19 protein-coding genes and 1 pseudogene are annotated in these 21085 nt (G+C 70.0%); 9 read left to right on the forward strand and 11 right to left on the reverse strand.

Going from position 1 to position 21085, the window contains the following annotated elements:
• Nucleotides 1-7: 7 nt before the first annotated feature.
• Nucleotides 8-997: a polysaccharide lyase family 1 protein gene (locus E0500_RS39000; RefSeq protein WP_131563923.1), complete on the reverse strand. Its 990-nt coding sequence runs from the start codon at nt 995-997 to the stop codon at nt 8-10.
• Nucleotides 998-1585: 588 nt separating this feature from the next.
• Between E0500_RS39000 and E0500_RS39005 the strand changes: the two genes are divergently transcribed.
• Nucleotides 1586-2797, forward strand: a complete 1212-nt coding sequence (locus tag E0500_RS39005) for a PHB depolymerase family esterase (protein ID WP_399120778.1) — start codon at nt 1586-1588, stop codon at nt 2795-2797.
• Between the two features lie 193 nt (nt 2798-2990).
• Nucleotides 2991-4271 (forward strand): annotated as a pseudogene (locus E0500_RS39010) (SGNH/GDSL hydrolase family protein); the annotation flags it as partial.
• 95 nt (nt 4272-4366) lie between these two features.
• On the opposite strand, the gene E0500_RS39015 reads toward E0500_RS39010, so the two are convergent.
• Nucleotides 4367-5446, reverse strand: coding sequence for an NADH:flavin oxidoreductase/NADH oxidase (locus E0500_RS39015; RefSeq protein WP_131563925.1), 1080 nt, complete (start codon nt 5444-5446; stop codon nt 4367-4369).
• A gap of 124 nt (nt 5447-5570) precedes the next feature.
• Here E0500_RS39015 and E0500_RS39020 point away from each other — a divergent pair, with 124 nt between their 5' ends.
• Nucleotides 5571-5927 (forward strand): helix-turn-helix domain-containing protein, encoded by a 357-nt coding sequence (locus E0500_RS39020; protein ID WP_309505294.1) that lies wholly within the window; start codon nt 5571-5573, stop codon nt 5925-5927.
• On the opposite strand, the gene E0500_RS39025 is transcribed toward E0500_RS39020, so the two are convergent.
• Nucleotides 5850-7235, reverse strand: a complete 1386-nt coding sequence (locus E0500_RS39025; RefSeq protein WP_131563927.1) for a nucleobase:cation symporter-2 family protein — start codon at nt 7233-7235, stop codon at nt 5850-5852. The genes E0500_RS39020 and E0500_RS39025 overlap by 78 nt on opposite strands.
• A gap of 175 nt (nt 7236-7410) precedes the next feature.
• Nucleotides 7411-8754 carry an FAD-dependent oxidoreductase gene (locus E0500_RS39030; RefSeq protein WP_131563928.1) on the reverse strand — a complete coding sequence of 448 codons (1344 nt, stop codon included), beginning with the start codon at nt 8752-8754 and terminating at the stop codon, nt 7411-7413.
• 185 nt (nt 8755-8939) lie between these two features.
• Here E0500_RS39030 and E0500_RS39035 point away from each other — a divergent pair, with 185 nt between their 5' ends.
• Nucleotides 8940-9410 (forward strand): DUF6214 family protein, encoded by a 471-nt coding sequence (locus E0500_RS39035; RefSeq protein ID WP_131563929.1) that lies wholly within the window; start codon nt 8940-8942, stop codon nt 9408-9410.
• A gap of 65 nt (nt 9411-9475) precedes the next feature.
• On the opposite strand, the gene E0500_RS39040 is transcribed toward E0500_RS39035, so the two are convergent.
• Nucleotides 9476-10147, reverse strand: coding sequence for a DUF305 domain-containing protein (locus E0500_RS39040; protein WP_309505295.1), 672 nt, complete (start codon nt 10145-10147; stop codon nt 9476-9478).
• Nucleotides 10148-10344: 197 nt separating this feature from the next.
• Between E0500_RS39040 and E0500_RS39045 the strand changes: the two genes are divergently transcribed.
• Complete coding sequence (locus E0500_RS39045; RefSeq protein ID WP_131563931.1) at nt 10345-11847, forward strand: LVIVD repeat-containing protein; 1503 nt, start codon at nt 10345-10347, stop codon at nt 11845-11847.
• 326 nt (nt 11848-12173) lie between these two features.
• Here E0500_RS39045 and E0500_RS39050 read toward each other — a convergent pair whose 3' ends face one another.
• The 5 genes from E0500_RS39050 to E0500_RS39070 form a co-directional block, all read right to left on the reverse strand.
• Nucleotides 12174-12872, reverse strand: a complete 699-nt coding sequence (locus tag E0500_RS39050) for an HAD family hydrolase (protein ID WP_131563932.1) — start codon at nt 12870-12872, stop codon at nt 12174-12176.
• Between the two features lie 33 nt (nt 12873-12905).
• On the reverse strand, nt 12906-13589 hold the full coding sequence (locus tag E0500_RS39055) for a phosphatase PAP2 family protein (protein WP_131563933.1): 684 nt from the start codon (nt 13587-13589) through the stop codon (nt 12906-12908).
• Nucleotides 13590-13761: 172 nt separating this feature from the next.
• On the reverse strand, nt 13762-14697 hold the full coding sequence (locus E0500_RS39060) for a M56 family metallopeptidase (RefSeq protein WP_131563934.1): 936 nt from the start codon (nt 14695-14697) through the stop codon (nt 13762-13764).
• A gap of 112 nt (nt 14698-14809) precedes the next feature.
• Nucleotides 14810-15367, reverse strand: a complete 558-nt coding sequence (locus tag E0500_RS39065; RefSeq protein ID WP_131563935.1) for a DUF5134 domain-containing protein — start codon at nt 15365-15367, stop codon at nt 14810-14812.
• A gap of 229 nt (nt 15368-15596) precedes the next feature.
• Nucleotides 15597-15989 carry a VOC family protein gene (locus E0500_RS39070; RefSeq protein ID WP_131563936.1) on the reverse strand — a complete coding sequence of 131 codons (393 nt, stop codon included), beginning with the start codon at nt 15987-15989 and terminating at the stop codon, nt 15597-15599.
• Between the two features lie 77 nt (nt 15990-16066).
• Between E0500_RS39070 and E0500_RS39075 the strand changes: the two genes are divergently transcribed.
• Nucleotides 16067-16639: a GNAT family N-acetyltransferase gene (locus E0500_RS39075; protein WP_131563937.1), complete on the forward strand. Its 573-nt coding sequence runs from the start codon at nt 16067-16069 to the stop codon at nt 16637-16639.
• Here the strand turns inward: E0500_RS39075 and E0500_RS39080 are convergent.
• The gene (locus tag E0500_RS39080; RefSeq protein WP_131563938.1) at nt 16629-17312 is read right to left on the reverse strand and encodes a glycerophosphodiester phosphodiesterase family protein; all 684 of its coding nucleotides are present in this window, start codon (nt 17310-17312) and stop codon (nt 16629-16631) included. The genes E0500_RS39075 and E0500_RS39080 overlap by 11 nt on opposite strands.
• Before the next feature lie 411 nt (nt 17313-17723).
• On the opposite strand from E0500_RS39080, the gene E0500_RS39085 reads away from it, so the two are divergent.
• Genes E0500_RS39085 through E0500_RS39095 form a run of 3 tightly spaced genes read left to right on the forward strand, consistent with a single transcriptional unit; the run spans nt 17724 to nt 20994 of the window.
• Nucleotides 17724-19121: a DUF6421 family protein gene (locus E0500_RS39085; protein WP_131563939.1), complete on the forward strand. Its 1398-nt coding sequence runs from the start codon at nt 17724-17726 to the stop codon at nt 19119-19121.
• Nucleotides 19122-19165: 44 nt separating this feature from the next.
• Nucleotides 19166-19927, forward strand: coding sequence for an SDR family NAD(P)-dependent oxidoreductase (locus tag E0500_RS39090; protein ID WP_131563940.1), 762 nt, complete (start codon nt 19166-19168; stop codon nt 19925-19927).
• On the forward strand, nt 19924-20994 hold the full coding sequence (locus tag E0500_RS39095; RefSeq protein ID WP_131563941.1) for a low specificity L-threonine aldolase: 1071 nt from the start codon (nt 19924-19926) through the stop codon (nt 20992-20994). The genes E0500_RS39090 and E0500_RS39095 overlap by 4 nt, the downstream gene beginning before the upstream one ends.
• Nucleotides 20995-21085 lie beyond the last annotated feature (91 nt).

The raw sequence follows: 21085 nt of genomic DNA on the forward strand, positions 1-21085 counted from the left end.
GTGGGGGCTAGAGCTTCCCCGCGCCCGCGCCGGACGTCACCGAGGCGACGACGGACGAGGCGGACTCGGCGGTGTAGCTGTAGGGCGGGCTCGTGAAGCTGCCGACCTGGGAGACCTCGGTGGCGGCTCCGCCGAGATCGTTGCCGCGCAGGTTCGCGTAGCCGTCGATGTCGCTGCTGCGGTTCGTGGTGACCGCGATCTTCGTCGAGCGGAAGACGTTGTTCTCGACGAGCATCTGGGCGCCCATGCGCGAGTGGCAGGCGGTGTCGGCGCCGTTCACGTAGTTGTTGTAGAAGTGCCCGGTGCCGAAGCGCAGGCTCGGGATGCGCGAGTAGACGTTGCTGAACTCGTTGTGGTGGTACGTCACCTTCAGGTGGCCGGTGTCCTCCGAGGAGTTGTTGTCGCTGTGGCCGACGAGTGACCCCTTGAAGTGGTCCTTGAAGGTGTTCCAGGACACCGTGACGTAGTCGGAGCCGTGGGTGATGTCGAGGAGACCGTCGTAGTAGTCCTTGTCGTGATCGCGGTCCGCCGAGAATGAGTTGTGGTCGATCCACACCTTCGTCGACTCCTGGACCGTGATGCCGTCGGAGGGTGCGACCGGCTTGCTGATGTTGAGGTTGCGGACGACGACGTTGGTCGCCCCCTTGATCCGCAGGCCGCCGCCGGTGAAGCCGGATGACGAACCGACGCCCAGAACCGTGGTGTTGGAGCCGATGTCGACCTGACCGCTCAGCGAGATCAGCCCGTTGACACGCACCACCTTCGCCGCGTTCCCGGCGACGGCCGTCTGGAAGGCGGACAGCGTCGACACGGTCACCGGGCCGGCGCTGCCGCCGCCGGTGGTGCCCGAGCCGAATCCGATGGGCGAGGTCTCGGCGGCACCCGCCGGCTGGGGGACGGCGACCACGGCGACCACGGCGACGGCTGCGAGGGTGGCCGCGGTGGCCGCGGCCGGAGTGGATCGCCGCGCTCGTGTACGTGGGGGGAGAGTGCGCATGCGGGGGCGTCCCTTCAGGAGGACTGGTGGGTCATGTACGTGACTGTTGTTCGCCAATCTGGTCGCCGCGCGCGAGCCGAGGCGCCCGACAGGGAGGCAGTGGGGTTTCAACGAGTGCAATTCCCCAGGTGGTGCTGACCTCCGGCCGCTCCGGTCTCATGTGTGCGAGGGAGCTGTCGGGTCACGCTTCTGAACGGAAGGTAGGGGGTAAGCGCTTTCTGGTCAACGGTTCACGCAGAAGGTTTTCGGGCCGCTTCGCGCCCGCCCCGTCCCCGTGTTCATCGAATCTTTTCGGTGAGTGGGAGCGCTTCCAAGGCCTGCATGTGCATGTCACGATGCCTTTGGTCTCCACGGCCGGAGGCCGGTTCCCGCGCGGTTGCTCCGCGCAGTTGCTCCCCACAGTTGTCCGCGGCTTCAGAAAGGGACGAGGACGTGTCCACCCCTGCCGGCACCACCGCGAGAAGACCACTCCGCACGACACTCCTCGCGCTCCTCGGAGGCTTGATTCCCTTACTCGCGGCCTTGTTGTGCGCCGCCCCTCAGGTCTCGGCCGCCCCCAAGACCACAGCTGTCCCTCCGGGGGCGGCGGTGGCTCCCGCCGCCCCGGCCGGGAACGCGGCACCCACCGCGTCCCTCACCGAGGTGACGAACTTCGGCCCCAATCCCAGCAATCTCCAGATGTACCTGTACGTGCCGGACACCGTCACCGAGAACCCCGCGGTCCTGGTGGCCGTCCACTGGTGCACCGGTTCCGGCCCGGTGTTCTACTCGAACACCGAGTTCGCCTCGCTCGCGGACCGCTACGGGTTCATCGTGATCTACCCCTCGGTCACTCGCAGTAGCAAGTGCTTCGACGTCTCCTCGCCCCAGGCCCTCAAACGGGGCGGTGGCAGTGACCCGGTGGGCATCAAGTCCATGATCGACTACGTCACTCGCACCTACGAGGCCGACACCGGCCGGATCTTCGCCACCGGCGTCTCCTCGGGGGCGATGATGACCAACGTCCTGCTGGGCGACTATCCCGACGTGTTCGCCGGCGGCGCCGCGTTCGCGGGCGTGCCCTTCGGCTGCTTCGCCACGACCGACGGCTCGGAGTGGAACAGCGCCTGCGCGGGCGGCACCGTGACCCACACCCCGAAGGAGTGGGGTGACCTCGTCCGGGGAGCCTACCCCGGATACACCGGCCCCCGCCCCCGTATGCAGCTCTGGCACGGCACCGAGGACGACGTCCTGCGCTACCCCAACTTCGGGGAGATGATCAAGCAGTGGACCGAGGTGCTGGGCATCAGCCAGACGCCCGCCCGCACCGACTCGCCCGCGTCCGGCTGGACCCGCACCCGCTACGGCTCCACCGGTGACCAGGCCCCCGTCGAGGCCATCAGCCTCCAGGGCGTCGGCCACAATCTGATCACCACGGGCATGGCGGCCCGCGTGATCACCTTCTTCGGCCTGGACAGCGGCGGCCCCGCGCCCCAACCCCAGCCCGGCGGCTGCAAGGTCTCCGTCACCACCAGCGCCTGGAGCACCGGCCTGACCGCCTCGGTGACCATCACCAACACCGGCACCACCGCCGTCAACGGGTGGAGTCTCGCCTTCACGCTCCCCGTCGGCCAGACCATCACCAACGGCTGGGGTGCCACCTATGCCCCGGCGAGCGGGGCGGTGACCGCCACCAACGCCGCGTACAACGCCACGATCGCCCCGGGCGCGAGCGTCGGCATCGGCTACCAGGCCGGCCACACCGGCGGCAGCGCGGGCCCCACCGCCTTCGCCCTCAACGGCGCCACCTGCACCACCTGACGGACTCCACGCACACCACCGTTTCCCAGGCGCGCGCCGGGCCCCCGGCGCGCGCCCGCCGATGCCACCCCGCGCACAGGAAGGCACGTCGCTCGTGAAGTCGTCGCCCGGAGAGCCACATCCGTCGCATCCGTCACAGTCATCGCAGCCGTCGCATCCGTCGCAGCCGTGGAGAAGCGCACCTCTCGTCAACCTGATCGCCGTGTGCGTGCTGGCGTCGGTCCTCATCGCCACCTCATCCGCGATGGGTGCCGTCGGCCACAGCGGTGAACCGGCGGCCGCCCAGCAGTCGCGCACCGCCCAGTGGCACTGGGTGAACACCTGGACCGCGATGCCGCAGCTCACCGAGCCCGGCAACATGCCGCCCCCGCCGTTCACCGGGAGTGACGCAGTCCTGGCCGACACCACCCTGCGGCAGACGGTGCGCGTCTCCACCGGCGGTGAGCGCGTCCGGCTGCGCTTCTCCAACGCCTTCGGCGGCACCGCGCTGCCCCTCACCGCGGTGACCGTGGCCCTGTCCCGGGACGGGCGCGCCGGAGTCAGTGCCATCGAGCCCAGGAGCCTTCAGCGGGTGACGTTCAACGGGCGCCGATCGGCCACCGTGCCGGTCGGCGCCCAACTGGTCTCCGACCCTCTGGAGTTCGACCTCCGGCCGGGCACCAACCTGACCGTGACGGCCTACCTGGCCGAGGGCCAGAAGTCCCTCGCGCTCACCTCCCACCCCGGCTCCCGCACGACGTCGTACCTCCGGCACGGCGACCACACGACGGCCGCGGACATGTCCGGGGCGACCCCCACCGACCACTGGTACCTGCTGAGCGACGTCGAGGTCGTCTCCCGCTCCACCACGGCCGCCGTCGCCGTCCTCGGTGACTCACTGACCGACGGCCGCGGCTCCACGACCAACGGCAACAACCGCTGGCCCGACCAGTTCTTCGACCGTCTCCAGGCGCATCCCGCCACGGCCGACGTCGCCGTCCTGAACCAGGCCGCGGGCGGCAACCGGATCCTCAACGACGGCCTCGGTCCGGGCGTCCTCGCCCGCCTCGACCGCGACATCCTGGCCCGCAGCGGTGTCGCCTGGCTGATCGTCTTCGAGGGCATCAACGACATCGGCACCGCGGCGGCCACCGAGACCGCCCAGCGCGCCGTCACCGCCGACCTCGTCGCCGCCTACGAACAGATCGCCGTTCGCGCGCACGCGCAGGGCATCCGTGTGTACGGCGCGACGCTCCTGCCGTTCGGCGGCAACACCCTGTACGACGACCCCGCCGGGCTGCGCGAGGCCTCACGGCGAGCCGTCAACGACTGGATCCGCACCAGCGGCATCTTCGACGCGGTCATCGACCTCGACCGCGCGGTACGCGACCCCGCGGACCCGCGCCGTCTGCGCACCGAACTCCACGACGGGGACTGGCTGCACCTCAACCCCGAGGGCTACAGGACCCTGGCCGCCACCGTACCCACGGCTCTTCCGCACCCCGCCCCGGCCCTCCGGCCTCACCGCCGACTGAATGCGGCCGTACTCCCGGTGGGGGCGCGCGGCACGGTGCGGCCCGGGAGGTCCGCTCAGGCGGACCGCAGGTACTGGTCCGGTACGTGGATGTCCGCGCCGAGTTCGCGGGCCGCGAGTCGGGCGAAGGAGGGGTTGCGGAGCAGTTCGCGGCCCAGCAGGACCGCGTCCGCCTCCTCGTTGACCAGGATCTTCTCGGCCTGCTCCGTGTCGGTGATGAGACCGACGGCGGCCACGGGGAGCGTGGCCCGGGCCTTCACCCGGGCGGCGAACGGCACCTGGTAGCCGGGGCCCACCGGGATGCGGACGTGCGGGGCGTTGCCGCCGCTGGAGACGTCCAGCAGGTCGACGCCGTGCTCCTGGAGCGCGGAGGCGAAGCGGACGGTGTCGTCGGCCGTCCAGCCCGCGTCCTCAAGCCAGTCGGTGGCGGAGATGCGGAAGAACAACGGCTTGTCGTCGGGCCACACCTCCCGCACCGCGTCGACGACGTCGAGGGCGAAGCGGATGCGGTTCTCGTACGAGCCGCCGTACGCGTCCGTGCGGTGGTTGGAGTGCGGGGAGAGGAACTCGTTGATCAGGTAACCGTGCGCACCGTGGATCTCGACGACATCGAAACCGGCGGCCAGGGCACGCCGGGCGGCCTGAGCGAATTGGCCCGTGATCTCCCGGATCTGATCCACGGTCAGCTCGTCCGGCACCGGGTGCCCCTCGTCGAACGCGATCGCGCTCGGAGCCAGCGGCTGCCATCCGTGGGCGTCCGGCCCGACCGGCGCGCCACCCTTCCAGGGCCGGTCCGTCGAGGCCTTGCGGCCGGCGTGAGCGAGCTGGATGCCCGGCACCGTGCCCTGCGCCTTCATGAAGCGCGTGAGCCGGCGGAACGCCTCGACCTGGGTGTCGTTCCAGATCCCGAGGTCGTACGGGGAGATCCGGCCCTCGGGGCGGACAGCGGTCGCCTCGACGAGGATCAGGCCCGTGCCGCCGACGGCACGGGCCCCGTAGTGCGCGAAGTGCCAGTCGCCGGGAGCGCCCGTGTCCGGTCCCTCGGGCGCGGCCGAGTACTGGCACATCGGGGCCATCCACACCCGGTTCGGGATCGTCACGTCACGCAGGCTGAGGGGCTGGAAGAGGGCGCTCATGGTGAGCTGCTCCATTCGTCACGGGGCCGAAGGACGACTCATACGATAGGCATCGTAGTACGGGAGGTGTCAAACTACGATGCCTCTCGTACAATGGAGGTCTCGCGAACGAACTGGAGCCGCCGTGACCCCCGCCGCCCCTGCCGCCGCAGGCCGCGCCCTCCCGCACCCGGCGAGCGACGAGATCCGGCTGGAGGGCGTCCTGCACGCGCTCTCCGACCCGATGCGTCTGCGGATCGTGCGAGAGCTCGCCGCCGACGGCGGCGAACTGACCTGCTCGGACTTCGACCTGCCGGTCACCAAGTCCACGACCACGCACCACTTCCGGGTGCTGCGCGAGAGCGGGGTGATCCGGCAGACCTACCGGGGCACGGCCAAGATGAACGGCCTGCGCGACGACGACCTAGACGACCTCTTCCCGGGGCTCCTCGACAGCCTTCTCGCCGCCGCCGCTCGCCAGGCCGCCCGCCTCGGTGGCTGAACCGGACCTCGCGGGCAGGTGGTTGAAGAGCAGGTTCAGCACGATCGCCGTCAGGCAGCCCGCGCTGATCCCGCTGTCCATCACCGTCTGGAACCACTCCGGGAACTTGTCGTAGACCGTCGGCACCCCGACCGGCAGCATGCCCACGGCCACCGAGACCGCCACGACCGTCAGGTTGTTGTTGCCCCGGAAGTCGACCCGGGCCAGCGTGCGCAGTCCGCTCGCGGCGACCGTGCCGAACATCACCAGGCCCGCACCGCCGAGCACCGGCGCCGGGATCGCCGCGACCACCGCGCCCAGCTTGGGCAGCAGGCCGAGCAGCACGAGGATGCCGCCCGCGGTGGCGACGACCCAGCGACTGCGTATACGGGTCATGCTGACGAGGCCCACGTTCTGGGCGTACGCCGTGTACGGGAAGGTGTTGAACACACCCCCGAGGACGGTCGAGAAGCCGTCGGCCCGCAGACCGTCGGCGAGCGAACGCGGCTCGATCTTCCGGTCGGTCATCTCGCCGACGGCTATCAGGTCACCCGTCGTCTCGGTCATCGTCACCAGGGCCACGACCAGCATCGACAGGATCGCCGAGACATGGAATGTGGGCGCGCCGAAGTGGAACGGTGTGCTGATGCCCAGCCAGTCGGCGTCCCCGACCCCGCTGAAGTCCGTGAACCCGAACGGCACCGCGACCGCGAGCCCCACGCCGATGCCGACCAGTACCGCGATCCGGCTCAGGAACACGGGCGCGAACCGCTGCACGCCCAGCACCACGAGGAGTACGAAGGCGGCGAGCGCCAGGTTCTCCGGCTCCCCGAAGTCCTCCGCGCCCACCCCGCCGGCGGCCCAGTTGCCCGCGACGGGCAGCAGGGAGACGCCGATGATGAGGATGACCGTGCCCGTGACGAGCGGGGGGAAGAAGCGCAGCAGCCTGCCGAAGACGGGTGCCAGCAGCATGATCGCGAGTCCGGCCACGATCACCGAGCCGTAGATCGCGGGCAGTCCGCCGCCCTCCGTCCCGATGAGCACCATCGGCGACACGGCCGCGAACGTGCAGCCCTGCATGATCGGCAACCGCACCCCGAACCGCCACACGCCCACGCACTGGATGAGCGTCGCGATCCCGCACACCAGCAGGTCCGCGGTGATCAGGTATGCCAGGTCGGCGGGCGGTAGCCCCATGGCTCCGCCGACGATGAGCGGGACCGCCACGGCGCCCGCGTACATCGCGAGCACATGCTGCAGGCCGAAGGCGGCCAACTGGCGTATGGGCGGGACTTCGTCCACGGGGTGCACGGGTGCGGGCGTGGCCATGGGTACTCCAGAGGCGAGCGGGCCAATCAGGGGCATGACAATGCGGAGACGGCTTGAACAGCACGAGACCGTAACGGGCTTGCACCGTTTGTTGATTTCGGCGGTGTTGCCGATGGGTGTCATGGCCACCGAAGCACGGGCGACCCTGGTACGGCCTGCCCCGCGGGCACCCCTGTCATGCGCTCCCGCTGCGCGCCGCCGACAGCAGCGACTTCCAGTCCGGCAGCTTCACCACACCGCGCCCGAGCGAGGCCCCGAGCTCCGCCTCGGCCCGCTCGATCGCCTGCCACCCGGACCATTCCACGGGCGTGATCCCCGCCGACCGCAGCACGGCGAGCGGATCGTCGGACACCTTCCGCCGTGCGAGGACGGGGGCGTCCTCCAGCAGCGAGGTCACCGTCTCCTTGGCGCACGGCCGGTTGGTGCCGATCACCCCGGTCGGGCCCCGCTTGATCCATCCGGCCACGTACTCGCCCGGCGCCACCACACCCTGGCGCAGCACCCGCCCGGCCAGATGCGGCACCGTGCCGCGCTCCGCGTCGAACGGCAGCCCGTCGAGCGGCACCCCGCGGTAGCCCACGGACCGCAGCACCAGCTGGGCCTCGATCTCCTCGTACTCGCCGGTGCCCGTCACCCCGCCCCGCCCGTCCGGCTCCGTCCGCTCGAAGCGCACCCCGCACACGCGGTCGCCGTCGGCGAGGAACTCGACGGGCCGGAGGAAGAAGCGCAGCGAGATCGTGTGCCGGTCGTCCCCGGTGGGCGAGGAGGCCCAGCCACGCAGCACCTCCACGTTGCGGCGCTGGGGGGCGGGCAGACCGGACGGGTCGACATACGCCGGATCGAGCTCCAGCTCCGACGGATTCACGCTCACCCGGGTGTCCGGCATGCTGCCCAGCTCGCGCAGTTCCTTGGTGGTGAAGCGAGCCTGCGACGGGCCGCGCCGGCCCACCATGTGGACCTGGGTGACCTCGCTGGCGGCGAGCGCGGCCAGGGCGTCCTGCGGCATGTCGGTGGGGCTCAGCTCCGTCGCGCCCCGGGCCAGCATCCGGGTCACGTCCACTGCGACGTTGCCGACGCCGATCACCACGGCCGCCCGGGCACCGAGCACGAACCCGTCCGTGCGAGAGTCCGGGTGGGCGCTGTACCAGGACACGAACTCGGTCGCCGACCAGCTGCCCCACAGGTCCTCACCCGGGATGCCGAGACGCCGGTCCGTGGCGGCACCCACGCAGTACACCACCGCGTGGTACAGCTCCCGCAGCCGCTCGACCGGCAGTCCGGCGGGACCGACCTCGACGCCGCCCAGGAAACGGACCCGCTCGTGCTCCAGCACGGTCCGCAGGTTGTTCTGCAGCGACTTGATCTTCTCGTGGTCGGGCGCGACCCCGTACCGCACCAGGCCGTAGGGGCACGGCAGCCGGTCCAGGACGTCGACGTGCACCGAGGGATCCTGCTGCACCAGGGTCTGCGCGGTGTAGACCCCGCTCGGACCCGAGCCGACGACGGCGACACGCAGCACGGGGGACTCCTTAGACGAGGAGATCGCTGATGCCTTCAGCATCGCACCGCACCGTCCAACACGGGAGGGACACGAGCGGGACACCACCCGAGGGGGTGGCGCCCGCTGCGCTGACGGGGTGCCGTAGGGGCACGGGCGCGCGTGGTGCTGCGCAGCGGATGTGATCATTCACTTACGTTGTGCGGGTGCTGGCAGAATCCTTCATTCACCTTTCTGGCCGGAACCGTCCGGATGGGGTCGTCTCCGTGTGGCCCGCGTGGGAAGTGCAGGAGCACGACGGAGCCACGGCCTGGTACAACGCTCAGCTGATCTTCCCCGACGGTGCCCGTGTCGACGTACTCGCCGTGGTGTCCGAAGGGCACGTCCTCCTCGAAGAGGTACGGGCCCAGCCGTCGCTGTCCCTGGACGACCTGACCGTGCTCGCGGACTGGATCGAGGGTCCGCTCTTCGAGGCGTGCGGCGCCCGGTCCGCCTGGCCGCACGGCGTCGAGGGGCGGCGGCGCGTCGCCGAGGAGTACCGCGCCGCCCAGGAGCAGGGGATCGATCCGGTCCTCGCGGTGATGCGTGCGACCGGTCACAGCCGCCGCAGATCGCTCAAGCTGATCGCCGGAGCACGGGACGAGGGCTTCCTGACACCACGTCACGCACGGCGCTAGGCCCTGTCGTCACACGCGGTGCCAGGGGATCCGATCCGGTCGGTCGCCGTCGAGTGCGGGGGCCGTCACAGCATCTCGCGCATCCGGCTCATCTCCGCGGTCTGCTGCGCGATCACGTCGTCGGCCATCTCCTCGACCAGGATGTTGTTGCCCGCGGCCTTCAGGTCCGTGGCCATCGTGACGGCGCCCTCGTGATGGGTGGTCATCAGCGTCAGGAAGAGCTGGTCGAACGCCTTCCCCTTCGCCGCACGCAGCTTCTCCAGCTGCGCCTCGGTGGCCATTCCGGGCATCGCCTCGTGCTGCTCGTGCCCGCCCGAAGTGTCCTTCTTCTCGCCGCCGTTGTTCTTCAGCCAGCCCTTCATGGCGTCGATCTCCGGCTGTTGCGCGGCCGAGATGCGCGCGGCGAGGCGCTTGACCTGGGTCGACTCGGCGCGGCTGGGCACGAGTGCGGTCATCTCCACGGCCTGGGTGTGGTGCTTGATCATCATCTGCGCGTAGGCGAAGTCCGCCGCGTTGGGTGAGTCGTCCTCCGCGCGCCGCTTCTTGGCGTCCTCGGCGGAAAGGGTCTCGGCGGCCTCGCCCGGCTTGCCGGGGGCGATCACCGCGGGCCCGGTCGCCTTCGCGGAGTCGGCGTCCTCGCCCGAGTCCGCCCCGGAGTCGCACCCCGTGAGCGCGAGCAGGGCAGCCGCCGCCAACGCCGGGATCAGTGGCGCGCGGGACGTACGACGAACGAGCACAGTGACCTCCTGGAGCACAGGAACTGACGTACACCTCGTGAGTGTTGGTGACCGGTCTAGCACGCTTCGGAGCATCAGTGATCAAAAATATTCATTACGAGTGTGTTGCCATCTGTTGATCTGTGCATGATGCAGACGATACTGCGGGGGTCCATGAACCGTTCACCAGCGAACGGCTACGAGGGAGGACGGACACAGTGACCCTGTTGAACGACCTGCGAACGCGCCGCAGACGCCTCGGAGTTGCCGCGACCGCGGTGGGGCTCCTGGCCGCACTGCTCACCGCCGGGCCGGCGGCCGCGACTCCCGACCCCGGGGACAGTCCCGCCGCCCCGGAGAAGGTCTCCAAGAGCGACGCCGCCGAGGCGAGGGCGGCGATCGAGAGCGGTGACATACCGGGGAAGGACGAGATCGTCCACTCCGACAACATGAAGCACGTCACCAATGTCCCCAAGGACCTGCTGCCCGGTACCAACTCGGACCTGGCCTTCCAGGGCAGGTACGCCTTCGCCGGCAACTACGACGGCTTCCGTATCTTCGACATCAGCAACCCGAAGGCGCCGAAGACGGTGTCCCAGGTGCTGTGCCCGGGCTCGCAGAACGACATCTCCGTCTCCGGCAACCTGCTGTTCCTGTCCACGGACTCCTCGCGCAGCGACAGCTCCTGCAACAGCACCACGCAGCCCGCGACCGAGAAGTCCTCGTGGGAGGGCATGAAGGTCTTCGACATCAGCGACAAGAAGAACCCCAAGTACGTCGCCGCCGTCGAGACCGCCTGCGGCTCGCACACCCACTCGCTGGTGCCCGAGCGCAAGAACGTCTACATCTACGTCTCCTCGTACTCGCCGAGCGCCTCGTTCCCCGATTGCCAGCCGCCGCACGACGGCATCTCCGTCATCAAGGTGCCGCGCAACGCGCCCGAGAAGGCGGCCGTGGTGAACTTCCCGGTGCTCTTCCCCGGTGAGGGGCCGGACGGCGGCGGCAACCCGGGCGGGCCCACCAACCCGGGTGTGTCCAAGACGACCGGCTGCCACGACATCACCGTGCTGCCCTCCAAGGACCTCGCGGCGGGCGCCTGCATGGGTGACGGCATCCTCCTCGACATCAAGGACCCGGAGCGCCCGAAGGTCATCGACCAGGTCCAGGACAACGTGAACTTCGCGTTCTGGCACTCGGCGACCTTCAACCAGAAGGCCAACAAGGTGGTCTTCACCGACGAGTTGGGCGGCGGCGGCGCGGCCACCTGCAACGAGGCCATCGGACCGAACCGCGGTGCGGACGGCATCTACGACATCGTCGGCAAGGGCGACGACCGCAAGCTCGTCTTCCGCAGCTACTACAAGATCCCGCGCTACCAGGCGGACACCGAGAACTGCGTCGCCCACAACGGCTCGCTGATCCCGGTCAAGGGCAAGGACATCATGGTCCAGGCCTGGTACCAGGGCGGCGTCTCCGTCTGGGACTTCACCGACTCCTCGAAGCCCAAGGAGATCGCCTACTTCGAGCGCGGCCCGATCAGCACCGACACCCTCGTGGGCGGCGGCACCTGGTCGGCGTACTACTACAACGGCTACATCTACTCGAACGACATGGTGAAGGGCTTCGACGTCCTGAAGCTCAGCGACCGGCGCACCGACGCGGCCGAGCGGGTCCGCATGAGTGAGCTCAACGTGCAGACGCAGCCAGACTACTTCAACTGATCTGCCTGATCTGCCCGATCGGTCTCATCCGTCTGATCCGCACACCGGTCGTCCGCCCCGTCCGCGGGGCCGGACGACCGGTGTGCCCGCGGAGGCCGTTTCCTGGAACGCCGTCACGATTCTTCGTTGACCGAGGCGTTGTGTGGGGAGATCCTGTAACTCCTGCGTTGACTGGCCGTCAGTCAACTATACTCAGCGCCTCCGGGTGATCACCCTGCGTGGGTGCACCCTGAGCTGCCCGTCCCGGGCCACGCGGGGGATGGTCCGGGACGGGTGTGAAAAGCCACCGGTCTGCGGCATGTCACCCGGTGACCTCTGACGCTTCCTCAGCCGACCAGATCCAGCACGGGCCGCAGTCCGTCCGGCCGTTCCGCCGCCGGCAGATGGTCAACGAAGTGCACCGCACAGCCCAGCGCCGCGGCACCTCCGTCGGCGGCAGGCTGATCGCCCACCATCAGAGTGTCCTCGGGCGCCACCCCCAACGCCTCGCACGCGACGGCGAACAGTCGAGGATCGGGCTTCTGGATGCCGTGTTCGTACGACAGCACGTACGTGCCCACATGCGGGTCGAGCCCGTGGTGCCGGAACACCGGCCGCAGGTCCCAGCCGATGTTGCTGACCACGCCGACGGCCACACCGCGCTCGCGCAGCGCGGTCAGGACCTCGGCCGCGTCCGGGTACGGGTCCCAGGCGACCGGCGCCATGTGGCGGTCGTACAGGGCCTCGTGGAGCGCCGGATCCGGCAGGGACACCTGGCGGGAGAGACCGGTGTAGGCGGCCCGGTGGTGCTCGGCGCTCTCGTCCCGGATCGCCCACAGGTCGCCCAGCACACCCGTCGGCGCTGTCGCCGGGAACGCCCCGCCCGCCAGCGCACCCGCCCTCTCCAGGGCCTCGGCGGTGCGGATCACATCGGACTCCGGCAGGGCGACATCGGCCTCAGCCAGCACCGCGCGCAGCCAGGACTCGGTGGACTCGATACGGAAGAGGGTGCCCGAGAAGTCGAAGAGCACGGCTTTGATCGTCATGACGAGGATCCTTCGTGCCGGGCCCCGAAAAGGTCAAGAACGCCACGCGCCGTGCCACTTCTCGTACGACCACATCGCCAGCACCACCATCAGCGCCCCCAGCAGCCAGCCGCCCAGCACGTCCGACGCCCAGTGCACGCCCAGCCAGATCCGGCTCACACCTACCCCCACGACGGAGACCACGGCCACGGTGACCGCCGTCCGCCACAGGACGCGCCCGGCGCCGTACAGGTGCAGCAGCCACAGCACCAGTCCGCACACCACCGTGGCGACCATGGCGTGGCCCGACGGGAACGCCGCGTAGTTGGCCGAGTCCACGGGGTCGGGCCACACGGGCCGCTCCCGGCCGACCGCGGCCTTCATGCCCTGCTGCAGCAGGGTGCCCAGGGCGCAGGTCGCTGCCACCCAGAGGGCGAGCATCCGGGCCGACTGTCTCCACACCAGCCACACGACGGCGATCGCCGCGATGACGCGCATCGTGAGCGGGTCCCACACCCAGTCCGTCAGGATGCGGAACACCTGGGTGACGCCCCGCTCTTCGACCGCCCAGCGATGCGTGGTGCGCGCGATATCGCCGTCGAGCGACATGAGCGGCTGCCAGGAGGCGGTCACCAGCAGCAGGAGCAGCACGGAGGGCAGGGCGAGGGCGCCGGCGGTGCGTACGACGGTCCGGGGGCCGGGTGAGCGGGTGGGTGAGTCGACGGACACGGGGTGCATAAGGTGATCCTCGCCGACCAGAGGGGTCTGAGGCGATCGCCGGAGCGTGAGGTCCCCATCACGTGACGCGAAGGGAACCATGCCGTCCGGTTGGTTCGTTGTCCTTGGCCCGACCGGATCCCGTGAGCGCCTGCAACCACGCGGAAATCACGGGCACTTCCCCGAAGCCCGCTCAGCCGAGCGCCCGCAGCCCCGGCACGAAGGTCACCAGCAGGGGGACCACGGGCACCAGCGCCGCGGCCGCCGTCAGACGCAACCGCCGGGCGGCGGTGAGCCGGTCGGGGGGAGTGAGGAGCCGGTTGACGCGCTGCGGGACATGGGCTTCCGGGGTCGGACAAGGGCCGAAGACACCCCGGTCCTCGTTGAGCCCGACGAGGGCGAGGGCGATCGTGAGGCGGCCGAAGCGGCGCGAGGCCATGTCATCGGCGGCGAGCTCGACCAGACGGTGCATCTCGTCGCGGAACGCGGCGAACACGGGCACCTGTGGAAACCCGTTCGCGAGCGCGGCCGAGCAGTGCAGCAGCCAGTCGTGCCGCGCCCGTGCGTGCCCCTGCTCGTGCGCGAGGACGGCGTCCAGCTGCCGCCCCTTCAGACGCCGCAACGCGGCCGTGGTGATGACCAGTTGGGGTGCCGTCCCCGGCAGCCACCAGGCGTCGGCGCGCTCGCCCTCCAGGACGACGAGACGGTCGGTGCCGGGCTCCTCGCCCGGCAACAGCGGGGCGCGCACCAGGAGTTCGGCCCGCCGCTGCCGACGGCGCCGCCGCGCCCGTACGACCTCGCGCACCAGCATCGCCGCGGTCCACAGGCCACCGCACGCCAGCGCCACGGCGGTCGTCGCGGCCCACGGGTTACCCGTGCTCAGCGCGTAAGCCTCCACGACCTCGTGCGGCGCCGGTGCGAACACATGGCCCCGCACGGCCGCCCACGCGGCGGCCGCGCTCAGCGTCATCGACAGCGCGCAGCACAGCAGCACGGCGACGACCACGCACTGCCACATCCAGAGGGCGACCACCGGTTCACGGTCCGGCCAGTCGGCCCGGGCGAGCAGCCGCGGGGCGACGACGGCGGTCAGGGCGCCGAGCAGCATCAGTGCTGCGGGGACCATCATGGGCGAAGCCTATGAGTGACGCGGCCCATGGGGACATGGCCACGGGCAGCAAAGTGACGCAGACCACGTTTCGTACCGCCCCAAGGGCGACGACCTTGCCTGGGGCGCTCGGTCACATCGCCAGCAGCATGGCGAGCATCGCGATGCCCATCGACAGCCGACACGCCCGCGCCACCTCGGGCCGGTCGCTCCAGCCCATGGTTCCCGCGTAACGTGCGCCTCCCGCGACAGCCGCCACCGGTATCAGCCGGATACCGGCCCACAGGACGTACGCGGTGAAGTACAGCAGGAGCGCACCCGTCACCAGAGGTACCCCCGAAGGGCCGTGCCCGCCATGGGCAGCGGGTGCGGCGGCCATTGCCGCCGCCATGTAGACCATCGCCAGCACGCCCACCGAGTGGTGCAGATGGGGCGGGCTCGTCCGGGCCGCCCACAGCGCGCGCAGCGCTGCCACGCCGAACACGGCCGCGTACGCCAGCCAGGCCCAGCGCGGCGGGGCCAGGACTGCCTTCGGCACGGCCATCGCGGCCATGCCGAAGGCCATGAACGCCTCGTCGCCCGCAGTGCGGCGCTGCTCCTCGACAACGCTGCGCGTCCGCAGCAGGCAGTAGACGCCGGCAGCCGCGCACAGCGCGACCAGCAGCCAGCCGGAAGGAACCGCTCCGTACACCGCGCACCTCCCCCTCGACGGTGTCGGACAACGGTCAGGGCATGCCCGCAGCGCGCGGTGCGCACGCGAGCGCAAGGGTGTACGTGGGGGCGTGTGGGAGGGCATCGCAGGCGGGTGGAGCCACGCACAGCGGCCGCGCACAGCGCGACGGGGTCCGGGATCGAGACCGGGCGGCAGCGTGAACTGGCCGGCCTGCTGGGCGAGTCGCTGTTCCTGCTGGGGCGGACGCTCAGGTCCCCGGCCGGTAGCGCAGTGGATGGTCCGCGGGGACCTCGACAAGCACGATCTCCGTGCCGTCCGGGTCCGCGATCCACATCTCGACCAGCCCCCAGGGCTCCGTCACCGGCGGGCGGAGCACCTCGACCCCGGCAGCCCCGAGCTCCTCGTAGGATCCCGTCACGTCCGCGACCTGGAGCCACAGCTTCAGCGCGGGTGACGGCGGGGTGTCGGACCGCCCCGCGACCTCCAGGAAGCCGCCGCCGAGGAAGTACACGGTGCCGCGCTCGGGGCCCGTGCCGAACTCGCGGTAGACGGGAAGGCCCAGCTGCCCGCCGTAGAAGGCGCGGGAGCGGTCGGGGTCGGTGGGGCGCAGGAGGATGCGGCTGCTCAGTACGTGGACCATACGTGCGGAGCGTAGTGGGCGCAGGGATACGCTCAACGGTGCCCGCGCCGCGCCACGACCGCCCCAGGAGCCGCCCCATGGACACCGCCGCCACCGGCCTGACCTTCCGCGACGCGACCGACGCCGATGTGGACGCCCTCGTCGCGCTGATCGAGTCGGCGTACCGCGGGGACTCCAGCCGGACCGGCTGGACCACCGAGGCGGACATCCTTCAGGGGCAGCGCACCGACCCGGAGGGCGTGCTCGCCGTCATCAAGTCACCCGACAGCCGTCTGCTCACCGTCGAGCGCGAGGGCACCGTCGTGGCCTGCTGCCAGCTCGAACACCGCGGTGACCACGCCTATTTCGGGATGTTCGCCGTCAGCCCGCAGCTCCAGGGCACCGGGCTCGGCAAGGTGATCATGGCGGAGGCCGAGCGGACCGTGCGCGAGACCTGGGGCGCCCGGGAGATGCACATGACCGTGATCTCCGTGCGCGGCGACCTCATCGCCTGGTACGAGCGGCGCGGCTACCGCCGTACGGGACGGATGACCCCCTTCCCGTACGGCGACGAGCGGTTCGGTATCCCACAGCGTGACGATCTGCAGTTCGAGCTCCTGGTCAAGGAGCTGGGCCGGCCGGGGCCGAACCCCGGGACCGTTACGCCGTGAAACGGCCCGTGCGCTTGATCTCCGGGTAGTCGGTCGTCGCGCCGTCCAGCTCCAGCGCGCGCACCAGCCGCAGGTGGTCCTGCGTGTTGACTACCCAGCCGATGATCCTCAGGTCCGCCTTGCGGGCGTGTTCGACGACCTCCAGCGTGATCCGCCGGATGTTCAGGACGAGCGTGGTCGCGCCGACCGCGGTGGCGCGCCCCACGATGTCCGTGCCGTAGCGGCTGGCCACCAGTGCGGTCCGCACACCCGGGACGAGGCGGCTGATCTCGGCGAGCGCCTCGTCGTGGAAGGACAGCACCTCCACGCGCGAGACCAGGTCACGGTGGTGCATCACCTCCGCGAGCGCCCGCGCCGCCGCCACATCCTTGATCTCGGCCTGGAGCGGGGCCTTCACCGCGTCCAGGACCTCCTCGAACGTCGGGATGCGCTCACCGTGGCCGGCGTCGAGGGCGCGCAGCTCGGCGAGGGTCTTGTCGGCGATGGCCCCGGTGCCGTCCGTCGTACGGTCCACGTCGGCGTCGTGCATGACGACGAGGGCTCCGTCCTTGCTCAGGTGGAGGTCGAGTTCGATGAGGTCGAGGCCGGCCTGCTGCGCGGCGACGAAGGAACGGAGGGTGTTCTCGGGCTCGACGCCCATGATTCCGCGATGACCGATGGTGAGGAAGTTCAAGGTTGACTCGCTTCCGTCGACGGCGGCTCGGACCGCGTGGCCGGAAGGGAGCGCTCCACGCGGCAAGGCCGCAGCGTAGTCGCCTGGACGTGCGATGCATCCGGTCGTGCACGGGCTCGTGGTGGCGTACGACGCCGGAGAGCAGGAAGGTTCCGCCGGTGACCGTGGAGATTCGGTCACTCCGAGGTGGGCGAGTCCGGCGAGCGTTTGACTCTCGTCACACGACTGCACTCGACGGGTGCGTCCGAGGGGGCGAGTAGAGCAGAAGGCGTTGCCGAATCCGATTCAGACAGGAAAATTGCCGGTGAATGCGGTCTTGTGCAGGATGACTTCCTGATGGCTGGTCTTGCATGAATGATCCGGCCCTGCATACGGTGTCCTTACGCGAGGTTCTCCCGTGGAGGATGGGTGATGACGGAAATTCTTGTGCAGACAGGCGTGGAGGGGAAGGTTCCTCCTGTGGTCAAGGTGGTGGATCACTCTGCCTGGCCCGTGCTCAAGGATGCCGTGGAGCAGATCCGGCCATGGCAGGCCAAGGACGGCTCCATCGACTTCGGCGCCGAGGGTGCCCCGGACCGCTCGGACGCCGAACTGGCCGTACGCCGGGTCGTCGCCGCCGTAGAGGAGCTCTCGCCGCTGCTGCCGCACGACGCCGCCTACCACCAGGCGCTCGTGAAGGACCTGCGCCGCTGGGCCGACGAGGGCTTCGCCGTGCCCGACTTCCTCGACTCGCTGCTGGCCTTCCAGCCCGCGGCCCACCGCGAGGACGGACTTCAGCACCTGGTCGTCTTCCCGATGTACACGCAGAACGGCAACCCGGACCGCAACCTGGAGGCCGTCGTCCTGCGCATGGTGTGGCCGGACTGGCTGGCCGAGCTGGAGCGCACCCGCTACGACAACCCGCTGTTCTGCGGCATCACCTTCGAGGGCTTCACCGCCGGCTACGACACCAACTCGGCCGTCCTCTTCCCGGAGACCATCGCCGTACGCGAGGCGCCGGAACGTTTCTCCTGGGGCGGGATCTTCTGCGACCGCGAGGCCGCCCGCTTCCGCCGTGTCACGGAGGCCGCCGTCGACATCCTCGGGCTCGAACTGCCCGACGACATCCGCGAGATGGTCTCCGACCAGGGGCGCTGCCAGCAGGCGTTCGTCCTGTGGGACATGGTCCACGACCGCACCCACAGCCACGGCGACCTGCCCTTCGACCCGTTCATGATCAAGCAGCGGCAGCCGTTCTGGATGTACGGCCTGGAGGAGCTGCGCTGCGATCTCACCGCCTTCAGGGAGGCCGTGAAGCTGGAGGCCGACGGCTTCTCCCAGGGCCGTGACGTGCAGTACGCGGTGCTGTTCGACCGGATGTTCCGCTTCCCCGTCACCGGTGAGCGCGTCCGCAACTACGACGGCCTCGGCGGTCAGCTCCTGTTCGCCTACCTGCACAAGCACGACGTCGTCCGCTGGACCGACAACAAGCTCTCCATCGACTGGCAGCGCGCGCCCCAGGTCACCAACGGGCTGTGCGCCGAGATCGAGCAGCTGTACCGCGACGGCATCGACCGCCCCAAGCTCGTGCACTGGTTCGCCGGGTACGAGCTGGTCTCCACCTACCTCGCCCCGCATCCGGGCTCCCGCTGGGCCAAGGGTCCGGACGCCCTGGACCTGACCCAGCCCCCGCGGAGACTCGTCGACGACGTGCTTCCGGACGAGTTTCCGCTGAGCATGTTCTATGAGGCGCTTTCCAGGAAGCTGAAGCATGTGATCGCCTCGACCCGGGGTATCACCGGGGAGAGCACCCAGCGGGTCGCCGCATGAGTGCCACCCGTACCGAGAACGCTCAGCCGGCTCAGGAGGCGACGATGACCAACAGGAACGGGGCACTGAGCGGTGCGGTGATCGCGGTGGCCGGCGCGGGCGGACCCGCGGGCCGGGCCACGCTGATGCGGCTCGCCGACGCGGGAGCGGTCGTCATCGGCTCCGACAACGACCCGGAGCGGCTGGCCGAGGCCGTGGACGCGGCGCGTTACGCGTACGGCGGCGCCACCGTCATCGGTGACACGGTCGACCTGCTCGACCGGCAGTCCACGCTCGACTGGGCCGCACATGTCGAGAAGGACTTCGGTCGCGTCGACGGCCTCGTCCACCTCGTCGGCGGCTGGCGCGGCAGCGAGACCTTCACCAGGACCAGCCTCGACGACTGGGATCTGCTGGAGCTGCTGCTCGTCCGCACAGTGCAGCACACCTCCCTCGCCTTCCACGAGGCGCTGCAGCGCAGTGACCGCGGCCGGTACGTCCTGATCAGTGCCGCGGGCGCGAGCAAGCCCACCGCGGGTAACGCCGCCTATGCCGCCGCCAAGGCCGCGGCGGAGGCGTGGACGCTGGCGCTGGCCGACTACTTCCGCAAGGCAGGGAAGGCGGAGGGGGCCGAGGGGCCGACCTCCGCGGCTGCCATCCTGGTCGTGAAGGCGTTGGTGCACGACGCGATGCGCGCCGACCGCCCCAACGCGAAGTTCGCGGGCTTCACGGACGTCAAGGACCTCGCCGAGGCCATCGTCGGCATCTGGGACAAGCCCGCCGCCGAAGTGAACGGAAACCGTCTGTGGCTGACCGAGAAGCCGTGAACCCTCCGAAGACCGACGCGCGGCGCCACCACGACCCGGAGGTCCGCGGCTTCGCCAGTGACAACTACGCGGGGGCCCACCCCGAGGTGCTCGCCGCCCTTGCCCTGGCCAACGGCGGGCATCAGGTCGCCTATGGTGAGGACGCGTACACGGAGAACCTCCAGCAGGTGATCCGCAGTCACTTCGGCGCGAGTGCCGAGGTGTTCCCGGTCTTCAACGGCACGGGCGCCAACGTCGTCGCGCTTCAGGCGGTCACCGACCGGTGGGGCGCGGTGATCTGCGCGGAGAGCGCCCACATCAACGTCGACGAGTGCGGGGCGCCCGAGCGGGTCGGCGGGCTGAAGCTGCTCACCGTCCCGACACCCGACGGCAAGCTCACGCCCGAGCTGATCGACCGGCAGGCGTACGGCTGGGAGGACGAGCACCGCGCGATGCCGCAGGTCGTCTCGATCGCCCAGAGCACCGAACTGGGCACCGTCTACACACCCCACGAGATCCGCGCGATCTGCGAGCACGCCCACGCACGCGGCATGCTGGTGCACGTGGACGGCTCCCGGCTGGGCAACGCGGCGGCCTCCCTGGACGTCCCCATGCGCACGTTCACCAACGCGGTCGGTGTCGACATCCTCTCCCTGGGTGGGACGAAGAACGGCGCCCTGTTCGGTGAGGCGGTCGTGGTGATCAACCAGGACGCCGTCAGCCACATGAAGCACCTGCGCAAGCTGTCCATGCAGCTCGCCTCGAAGATGCGCTTCGTCTCGGTGCAGCTGGAGGCACTGCTCGCCAGGGACCTCTGGCTGCGCAATGCCCGGCATGCCAACGAGATGGCCCAGCGGCTCGCCGAGGGCGTGCGCGCGGTGCACGGCGTGGAGATCCTCCACCCGGTGCAGGCCAACGCGGTCTTCGCACGCCTGCCGCATGAGGTGAGCGAACGGCTGCAGAAGCACTACCGCTTCTACTTCTGGGACGAGGCAGCCGGCGACGTCCGCTGGATGTGCGCGTTCGACACGACCGAGGAGGACGTGGACGGGTTCGTGGCGGCGCTCAAGGAGGAGATGGCCCGGTAGGCCGCCGGGCTCCAGGACGCCGAGCCCTGCTTGCATAGATATACGGTCACCCGAAAATCCATTGACACTCGGGTGATCGTCTTTCTATGCT

Source organism: Streptomyces sp. KM273126 (assembly GCF_004337435.2).
GTDB classification, from domain to species: Bacteria; Actinomycetota; Actinomycetes; order Streptomycetales; family Streptomycetaceae; genus Streptomyces; species Streptomyces acidicola.